The sequence below is a fragment of the Undibacterium sp. GW821-FHT11B02 genome (assembly GCF_058808955.1).
In genome coordinates this window covers 1-8,709 of the sequence record NZ_JBXASD010000026.1, presented here as the reverse complement: position 1 = coordinate 8,709, position 8,709 = coordinate 1, and the positions used below count along the sequence as shown (strand labels likewise).

Genomic DNA, 8,709 nt, shown 5'->3' with positions numbered 1-8,709 from the left:
CGCTGGACGGTTGAAATAAGCGATGTAAAGCTTTTGGATATCGGTTGCTGCATTGGCCATCTAGAACTCCTGTGGGGGTTATGTCTCGAATTTGCGAACCAAGTTCCACCTGGTAACAGTTGCACATCTTTACAGACTTGATTTCTGACCGTAAGTGTGGGCACTCATGTTTTTTCATGACATATGTCATGCGTCGGAAATTAAAAAAAGCCACATGTATCTTTTTTGTGCTTTTAAAAAAGAGCGATGCTAAACTTATTTCTTACTTGCCAATGAACAGACAACGAATATGAAAATGACTCTTAAGATATCCGGCACCGCCACATACGGTTTGTGCTATTTGCTAACGGCAAGTGTCTTGCTTTTGTCTGACGCAGCGTATGCCGCCCATGAAATAGTGGCATGCAAACTCAGGGTGTTCCCTATGGACCCAGACACTAAGGGCAGCAATATCCGTAACGGCCCCGGTTCTGACCACAAGATCTTGACCACAATTGAAGACAGTGATTCAGAAATTGAGGTAAGCGGTGCCGCAGGAAAATGGTTACGGATTCGACAGGTAACTGGTGTCAACAGCACTGTATATTTCAAGGGTGAAGGCTGGGTATATGGACCATTAACCGGTATCAATGCCAGAGGAAAAATCAGCTTGCGTGCCAATCCCGACAAACAAAGTGCAGTCACTGGGAAAATGCCTGATGAAGCCACAGCAAGCGTGCAAGGCTGTAACGGCGAATGGCTGGAAATCCAATATAAGAATGTCAAAGGCTGGATGCCGCCGAATTCATATTGCGGCAATCCGGTCACGACTTGTTCATAGAAGCAATCAACGGCCAAAAGCCCCAGTGGATATAGCAAACCTGCTGTATCTACCGGGACTCTTTCATGAAAAAGAAATCAGTTACCGAAATTTTTCATCAAAATTCATATGCACCGATATCTATCATCCCATCTTGCTTGCGTACAGTTATGGGTGTTGGTTGCGCGATAGGCAGTAGACTGGAGGTCAGGTTACCCAGTCCATTACCTGCATTAATCAGGGGTGAGCCGACTGCCGGACGATAATCATGCAGCGCCAGATTCACCAACATGGGATTGTTATTTGCACCGAGGTTAGTGTTCCAGCCATTTACCACAGCACCTGTCAAATGCCCCACCCAATACTGGGCGGCATTTGGTGATACCCAGTTGTTTGCCATATTGACCGTCCCCTTGCCCAACGCCATGGCTTGCACTTTGCCAGGTAAGCCGGGGGTATTTGGTGCCGCATAAAAGACATTGTTTTTTACGTCAGCAACAGCGCCAGGCATGACCAGATTAAACATCAGTGTTTCTGGATAAATGCCATGAGTAGCATCCCCTTTTACCACCATCGTATTGTTATAGAAAAACAAGGTGCCCTGACGATAATGCGCCGTCACACCACTGTCACCCCCGTAATAAACCAGATTGGTGCTATTTGTGCCAGGTGCAACATCGAACAGATTGCCATATACATAGGTCATGGCATAAGCAGGATCACCATAGATCAAACCATTGCCACCAGTAGAGTCCATCAAATTCAACTGCAAACCGCAGCTGGACGCAAAGGTGTTATATCTGACGATGAGGCCGGAAGATCTGTCCTTTAAACAATCACCGAAAGCACCGGGGCGAACATCACCAAAATAGTTGTACTGGAATATGATGTCGCGCACTTCCGTATAACTATTGTGCTCAGAAAAACCATTGGTGACACCAGGAATCGGTGCATTGCTATTGTTGTAGATGCTATTACCTTCAATTAAGACATCTTGCGACAATTCAACTATCGTACTATTCTTGGAATTGATAAACAGGCCGTTACCACAATTATGTAGCATGTTATTTTTTACGACCAGATGTGCCGCAGCTTCCACATACAAACAAGTACCAAAGCTGGCATAGCTATCTGTTTTCTGGCCCTGGGCATCCGTAAATGAATTGCCATAGATAGAATTACGGATATCAAGATTTTCAATACCTATATAACCTGCCGGACCGTTATTGTAGTTATAGCCTGACTGTGGCCCAACCATGACCAGACCCAGTTTATACAATATACGGCTGGCACTGCCATTGTCATGATATTGCAGTGTTCGGGCAGCCTGCCCTGGCAATGTTTCCACTTGCGTCGCCAGCTTGCCTTGGGCATCAGGCGCACCATCAATAATAGGGCGAGCACCAGTCACAGGGTCAGGTACACCAATAACACGCATGAATTTGTTTGGTGCAGTTGGTGCCAGGTTGGTACCAGCTGAAATAAGGATCATTTCATTGTAAGGAACATTGTTAGGCTTGGCATAAATCCTGACGGTATCACAGCCTTTTAACTGACTCCATGGCAGCTGCCCCAAAGCCGTGTAGGTTTTCCCCACGCCCACATCATAATAATTAATCACAGCACAACCAGACTGATCGGCATTCAATGTTGGAGTAATCGCTCTGGTGATGGTGGACGACCCTGTCACTGGAGGAATAGTTGCACTGGCCGCCGTAATGACAAAAATCCGCGAACGGGTATAGGTAACACCCGCGACAGTTGCCGTTGCAGTGACAGTGGCACTACCAGACGCAGCATTAGCTGGAACTGCCAGGACATAATTACCCAGAGCATTGGCAACACCTGCTTTGTTAACTGAAATCAGGGAAGGATCACTACTGCTCACCGTGACAGTCACTGATGCATCAACAACACCAGTGTCGGCAACAAATTCAATGAGTGCATATTCTGTCGAACCAGCATTACGTGCATTGGTCGCGCCAAAACCCACAGTCTTAGATGAAAAACCAATATGTGCAGGACTGTTGACGACGCTAGCAGCCAGGGTGATATTGGCATTTAACAAGGCCGACATCCCCAACAAGCATAGATATAGACCCAAGATCATTGTCTGGATTGTTTTTTTATGCATTTGCATGCTATTTCTCCTGATGGGCAACACTATCGAATGAGATGTAGTCGCTAAAACTGAGATTGATATGATTAAAACCGGACTTGATACAAGGGCGGCGGCACTTCATTCCGAACACCAGTTTTATTTGCCACAAAGTTCTCACATGGAAATTTTGTGGCAAGTTTTGAACTTGGTAAGCATCATCACAAGTATTAAATTTCTTGGTAAGTGTCCCGCATCATTTTTTAATATGACATTTGACATATTGAAAGCTGGCGCTATTTGTGAAAGACTAGGTCTGTCAAAGTTTTTGCAAAAAACCGGCATTAATATAGAACTCTTTTCATAAATACGGATGAGTTCTGGCAATGAAGTGACAGGATTCTTTGACTTGGTTTTATACATTGCAGCAACGGCATTATCTATCGTGCATATTTCATTTCAATAAAAATTTGACTTAATCATCCTGACTGAGAGAGATATGGCTTCGAGCCAGATGCGCTATCGATTTCAGCAAAAACACGACATACTTTTCAATTCATCAAAAAGGAAAAAACACCATGATCAAACTGAACAAATTGATACAGGCACTACTGATTACTTCCGTTGTCGCCACTGGTAGCGTCGGTGCTGCAGATGCTGGTTCTGCCAGCGAAAAAGACGCCGTTCGGTCAACCCTGCTTGAAAGCAAGGAGAAAAACAAGGGCATCACCATTCACACAAACGGCAACAATATCGCCATGGTAGTCACTGCCTTAGAAGAAAAATACGTCATCGGACGCAACCAGCAGGCTAGCCGCATCATCATCCGGTTAGATCGTATTGATGGCATATCTGCGGCATTCTGATTTCCCACTGTGCGCGTCAATACCGTATCCGCAACGAATATTAATAAGCAAAGGAATCCATGATGCTTAACTGGACTATTGCGGCGGCTGGCTTGTTCGCGAGCGGCTTTGTTTATGGCTGGCAACGCCAGCCTTCAGCAACTTGGGAGCGCTCTTATTTTGTCTGGGCCATGTTTTTTGTATTCAGCACTCCAGTGATCAGCGTGCTATTGGCAAGCTTAATCGGCAGTCATACCTTGGATTGGTTTTTTGGTTTGTCAGTGATGCTGGCATGGCCACTGGCATTTTTGCTTTTCATAGGTAAACTGGCAGGCGGCTTGTTTCATAAACAGAGAAAGCAACAGGTAAGCCGGCAAACCAATGTAAGACCCATGCTGCAAATACGAATAGACAGGGACAGCGTATATGCTGGCGACGACATGATATCGCATGCTGAAAATATTGCCGTGCCTGCCAACATCAGCCTGGCAAACTTGCTAAAGCAAATCCATGAAAGGGATTTCTTGCCTTCAATTTCGGGCGGCAAGGCCACGTGGATGATTGAATCTTCGGGAACATCAATAAAAACCATAGGGATGCTGGCGCAGCAATGGCAAGAACCTTGTTTGATGATAGATGAGTCAATCGACGTAGGACATCATTTTGCAGGACGACAACCCAATTTATTTTTTCGATACTGCTGTCAAATAGACCCTGAAACGGCGCGCTCACAATTGCATGCCTCGTATACGACGACGTTGTTAAAGCCCCATTGCGTCACCCCTTCGGCTTCGCAGGCATGATACCGCAGGCAACTTGTCTGCACATCTTATAAAAGTCAGCCTGTGTTGGTATCAGAAATGCGTTTCGTAATATCTGAACTGCCAAACCGCCTGCAACACCTTTCACCCCGTAAATGCTGACATCAAAGTCGGCAATACTTTTGTTCTCAGAAAGCACCCTGAAATCACGAATGATGGAGCGTCAATATCGGCTATCGGTGATATCCAGGTTCGGCCAACGAATACCTTCTCTTGCAGCACCACTCAAATATTGCTTTACTGACAATATCATTCGCATTTACCAGATTACCCGCTCTGTAATGACATTTGTAATCAATCTGTAATCGGCCACGTCGTAATCTCCAATCTCGAATATTTCTCATTGAACAGCATGTGAGTAGAGAAATAATTCCATGTGAAATTATTTCCGAAATACAAGCAAAGGATTTCAAGTTGAACTTAGCATTTAGAAAACTCGGTGATTTCATCTCTACCCCGGCCACGTCATCCAGCGATGAAAGGCATGACAATGCCCCCTATTTCTGGCTGGCCTTGCTTGGTTGTTTTTTATTTAAGTACACAAAAATCAATCCACAAAGTGACGAACTGCTGATGGTACTGGCTACATTTGCTGGCGTTGTACCGCTGTTTATATATAGCTTGCGGGTTGACGACTGGCGTCTGTTCGCTTGCATCATTATTGTCACCATTCTTGGCATATTATGGGCGCCTCATAATGCAGGCGCTGCAGTGTTTGTGATATTCGGCGTTGGTATGTGTTCGCGCCTGGCAAATAGCCGGTCTGCTTATTCTGCCTTGTATATTGTCTGCGCAATTTTATTGATGGCAGATGCTGTCTTCCAGCTTCCGCCTCATTTTCTGCTGCCGACCCTGTTATTTTGCTTACCGGTTGGTATCGTCAACATCCTGGTTGAAAAAAACATACGCACAAATGAAAAACTGTTCAGGAAACAGGAAGAAGTGGAAAATCTTGCACGCCTCGCAGAACGCGAAAGAATTTCCCGTGATATCCATGATGTACTTGGCCATACACTGTCAGTCATCGTCTTGAAGGCAGATCTGGCACGCAAGCTGATCAAGACAGACCCGAATGCTTGCGCCAATGAATTGATAGATATAGAACAAAGTGCACGTGAAACTCTGGGGGAAGTGCGTTCCACAGTCCGCAACTGTCGGGCCAACAGTCTTGAACTGGAATTGCGCCTGGCTAAAAAAGCCCTGAATGCTGCCGAAGTAAAAATGATTTCCCTCATTGAGCAATGCGCAATCCCGTTGCCGTTGGAAAACGTAATTGCCCTCGCTTTACGAGAAGCCATCACCAATATCATCCGGCATGCCAAAGCCAGCAAGTGCAAGATCACACTGTCTTCTGATTCCCAATACATCAAACTGATGATTGCTGACGATGGACTGGCAACGCATCGCGATTTCAGAATCAGAAAAGGCAGTGGTTTAACCGGCATGACTGAACGCATACAGTCTCTGCAGGGCACGCTCAACATACATCACGCAAATGGCCTGACCATAGAAATTTTACTCCCCATCAAAGGTGCCGCATGATAAGAATTGTTATTGCAGAAGACCAGGCACTGGTCTCTGGTGCACTTGCTGCACTACTGCGCTTTGAACCCGATCTGGACGTGATCTCTCTGGTGAAAAACGGTCAGGAAGCGCTGGAAGTCTGTCAGAAAGAAAGCCCCGACATCATATTGACCGACATAGAAATGCCGGTCATGACAGGGCTGGAACTGGCCGCCTGTATTGCTGAACACAAATTACCGTGCAAGGTCATTATGTTGACTACCTTTGCCCGTGCCGGTTATTTGCGGCGTGCCACCGCCAGTGGTGTGCGTGGTTATATGTTGAAAGACTCGCCATCTGCCAGTCTGGCTGCAGCCATTCGCACGGTGCAATCCGGTGGACGTGTGATAGCACCAGAACTGGCGCTAGAAGGTTGGAATGGCCCACACGATCCATTATCTGAACGCGAACGTCAGGTGTTGCGGCTAGCAGGTTCTGGTGCCGGCAACGCCGAAATCGCCAGGCTTATTCATTTATCCGAAGGCACGGTGCGCAATTATCTATCAGATATAATCGGTAAATTGAATGTAAAGAATCGCGTTGAAGCTTTCCGCATAGCCAGTGATGCTGGCTGGCTGTAAGTTTGATCGGACAATACTGAAACGATCAAACTTGCTTCTGACGTTTCAATATTCGATGTGAGATCTTCTTCAAAATCCATCACCTAAATCGTCAGCCAATTCTTTCCAAATCCCATGTGCCACATGGGATTTTTCTGGAATCGTCGTATCTCCCCCTGGCTAATTTCATTTCCCTCTAACTGTCAATTTAACACGTGCCTGGTTTGTCGAAAACAGGTGGACCTGAGTATAAGTTCGTTTATTCAGACATAGATGTAGCATTTTCAAATGCTCAACAACATCAGTCATCTATACAAAGAAATTCTGGTGCCAGCCTATACCTTACACCGCACTGCATGGACTGGAACAGAGCTCCCATGATATCTGTGTATTCAACCACATCCATTGGTAAGTCCAGTGACATATTGCGCTTGCAGAATTGGTCGATATCAAAATAAATTAGCAAAAAAACCCGCAGATATTCTCTGCGGGTAAATGTTCTGCCTGCGAAGCAAAACTTAGGATGGTTCTTACAGCTCAAACAACTACCCAACACCCAAAACAGATGCTGCCCAACACCCGATGTGACCGAAAATACCAAGACCACATCGAGTTTTACTTCTTTTCAACTACAAAAATTAAGCAACAAAGTCACTCACCAGGATGGTGCTTGCTCCCACGAGTTTCACAATAAAGTCAGTCGAATCCACCGTGCCATTTACGGTACCAATGTTCTGGAAGGCATAGATACCGGCAGCAGTACCTGCACTGACCGTAATCAGGTAAGCCTGGGTATTGGCTGCTAATGTCGCACCAGCGGCATTTGCTGCCGTAGCGATAGCAGCTGCAAATGACGCCGTATCTGCGGTAGCGATGTTCAATGCATTCAATGTTGTTGCATTAGTCCCTGTCTTGAACACGTCAGCACCAGCAACTTTGAAGTTAACCACCGTATCGATGGCAGAGATCACAGAACCTAACGCAATATTGTCAATACCAGCCGCAGTGGTGGATAGATTGATAGTATCGGCACCAGAGCCGCCGGTAATAGTAATGTTCCCCGTACCTTGCGCTGCCAAGTTAAGTATTTGACCGCCAGAACCAAGCGTGACATTATTTAAATCTGCACCACCCGCATCTTTAAACAGGTTCATGGCAAAGCCTACACCGTCTTCATTCTTGATAGTCCATGCTGCAGTCGTGCTAGCAACTATATTGACCGTTTCAATAGAAGTTAATTTCACACTAAAGTCAATGGAACCACCAGCCAGCACACCAGCATTGAGCTGATCAAATCCCAATCCGCCATTAATACCGCCGTTGGCAGCAGCATTAATCACTACGGTAGACAAATTGAAAGTATCAACACCTGTGCCGCCCGTAACAGATACCAGAGTGGCACTACCCATATTAAAGGTATTGGCACCGTTCGCTAAAACGTAGTTTTCAATTACAGCATTACCAAAAATAGTACCTGCCGTAGTATAGGTAATTGTTTCAGTGCCACCAGCACCAAGCAAAGCCGTGAATGCACTATATTCGGCGGTTGTCATAGTAACGGATGCATTGGTAGCTAGTATCAACGTTTCAAACCCATTTACATTAGCAGCAGCAATGTTAGTTCCGTTCTGCATTTGCAAAATATCTGCGCCTGATCCTGCACTAAATGTACCAGTATAAGTTTTACCTTCCAGACCAAGTGCATTACTGCCCGCGCCTAGATTGATATTTCCCGCCAAAAAAGTAGAGCCAGTGTTGAAAAGGTTGATACTATCAGAGGCATTACCACCACTAATCGTAGCAATACCAGTAGCTGCGTTGGCAAAACCAATATTATTGACTCCAAAATTAGCCAAATTCAATGTCTTAATATTAGAAATCGTACCGCCATTTGCCCCATCATTAAGCGTTACGTTGATAGAGCCAGTTAATGTAATAGCATCACTATCGCCAGCATTGCCATTAACAGTAGTCCCAGTCAGCGTAGCAGCCGTCCCGGTAAAGTTCTCATTAATCCCGGCCA

General features: G+C 45.6%; 8 protein-coding genes. 6 read left to right on the top strand and 2 right to left on the bottom strand.

Going from position 1 to position 8,709, the window contains the following annotated elements:
* The first annotated feature begins 289 nt into the window (after positions 1–289).
* A complete protein-coding gene (locus tag AC1RVX_RS29880) occupies positions 290–820 on the top strand; it encodes an SH3 domain-containing protein (RefSeq protein ID WP_493220229.1) in 531 nt (176 codons plus the stop codon).
* Positions 821–917: 97 nt separating this feature from the next.
* Here AC1RVX_RS29880 and AC1RVX_RS29875 read toward each other — a convergent pair whose 3' ends face one another.
* A complete protein-coding gene (locus tag AC1RVX_RS29875; RefSeq protein ID WP_493220228.1) occupies positions 918–2,939 on the bottom strand; it encodes a hypothetical protein in 2,022 nt (673 codons plus the stop codon).
* 61 nt (positions 2,940–3,000) lie between these two features.
* Between AC1RVX_RS29875 and AC1RVX_RS29870 the strand changes: the two genes are divergently transcribed.
* The 5 genes from AC1RVX_RS29870 (at position 3,001) to AC1RVX_RS29850 (ending at position 6,707) form a co-directional block, all read left to right on the top strand.
* Complete coding sequence (locus AC1RVX_RS29870; protein WP_493220227.1) at positions 3,001–3,264, top strand: hypothetical protein; 264 nt, start codon at positions 3,001–3,003, stop codon at positions 3,262–3,264.
* 211 nt (positions 3,265–3,475) lie between these two features.
* The gene (locus AC1RVX_RS29865; RefSeq protein ID WP_493220226.1) at positions 3,476–3,763 is read left to right on the top strand and encodes a hypothetical protein; all 288 of its coding nucleotides are present in this window, start codon (positions 3,476–3,478) and stop codon (positions 3,761–3,763) included.
* A 59-nt stretch (positions 3,764–3,822) separates the two neighbouring features.
* On the top strand, positions 3,823–4,545 hold the full coding sequence (locus AC1RVX_RS29860; protein ID WP_493220225.1) for a hypothetical protein: 723 nt from the start codon (positions 3,823–3,825) through the stop codon (positions 4,543–4,545).
* 432 nt (positions 4,546–4,977) lie between these two features.
* Positions 4,978–6,105, top strand: coding sequence for a sensor histidine kinase (locus AC1RVX_RS29855; protein ID WP_493220224.1), 1,128 nt, complete (start codon positions 4,978–4,980; stop codon positions 6,103–6,105).
* Positions 6,102–6,707, top strand: coding sequence for a response regulator transcription factor (locus AC1RVX_RS29850; protein ID WP_493220223.1), 606 nt, complete (start codon positions 6,102–6,104; stop codon positions 6,705–6,707). Before AC1RVX_RS29855 ends, AC1RVX_RS29850 begins: the two co-directional genes overlap by 4 nt.
* 617 nt (positions 6,708–7,324) lie before the next feature.
* Here the strand turns inward: AC1RVX_RS29850 and AC1RVX_RS29845 are convergent.
* Positions 7,325–8,709: beta strand repeat-containing protein (locus tag AC1RVX_RS29845; protein ID WP_493220222.1), on the bottom strand; the 1,385-nt coding region annotated here is incomplete at its 5' end.